Annotated in this window: 2 protein-coding genes; both read right to left on the bottom strand. The window is 64.9% G+C overall.

Going from position 1 to position 573, the window contains the following annotated elements; all coding sequences use genetic code 11:
- The coding region (locus tag AB8804_RS23310) for a plasmid SOS inhibition protein A (protein ID WP_371190302.1) at positions 1-251 on the bottom strand (251 nt) is incomplete at its 3' end.
- Positions 248-573, bottom strand: a 326-nt coding sequence (gene psiB / locus AB8804_RS23305) for a conjugation system SOS inhibitor PsiB (RefSeq protein WP_371190301.1), incomplete at its 5' end; no start/stop codon positions are given. The genes psiB and AB8804_RS23310, both read right to left, overlap by 4 nt.

The raw sequence follows: 573 nt of genomic DNA, 5'->3' as shown, positions 1-573 counted from the left end.
GCATCGATGGCACTGAGCCAGCTGTCCCTGCCGCCCCGCAGCTCCTGCGCGGTCAGCACCGGCGCGAACAGGCGTATCTCCCTGAGCGTGATGCGCGTGCTGCCCGTGAGCAGCCGGAAAAAAGCGCTGGCATACGGATACATCGTGGACACCGCGCCGCGTGACCGCCTGCGTTCAACCTCAGCGATGGCCTCCATCGCGGCGCGTCGCTCAGGGCTGAAGGGAACCAGAGAGAGGTGTAGAGGGATCATGCCGCGCCCTCCGATGCCAGGATGCTGATGATGCTGGCCTGAGAGTAGCCGTCCGCATCGAGACGCGCCGTCAGGCTGAGGGTGTGGCCGACAAGCTCCGGCTGGTAGCCCTTCAGGGTGCGCACTACGGAGAACGGGCGACCGCTGGCAGGTACGAACACCATCATCCATACGGGACTGATGGCACCGGGACTGCATACCGCTACCTGGTAGTTGCCGTGCGGGGGCGTAAAGCGCACCTGCACGGGGAAGAAGCCACCGAACTCGCTGCGGTACTCGCCGTTCATGTCCCAGCTATCAGGGCAGGACAGGTCACGCATGA

It is taken from the genome of Enterobacter sp. KBR-315C3_2022, from assembly GCF_041399425.1.
In the GTDB taxonomy this organism is placed as follows: domain Bacteria; phylum Pseudomonadota; class Gammaproteobacteria; order Enterobacterales; family Enterobacteriaceae; genus Enterobacter.
The sequence above is the reverse complement of the archived record's forward strand: the minus strand, read 5'-3'. Positions and strand labels throughout refer to the sequence as shown.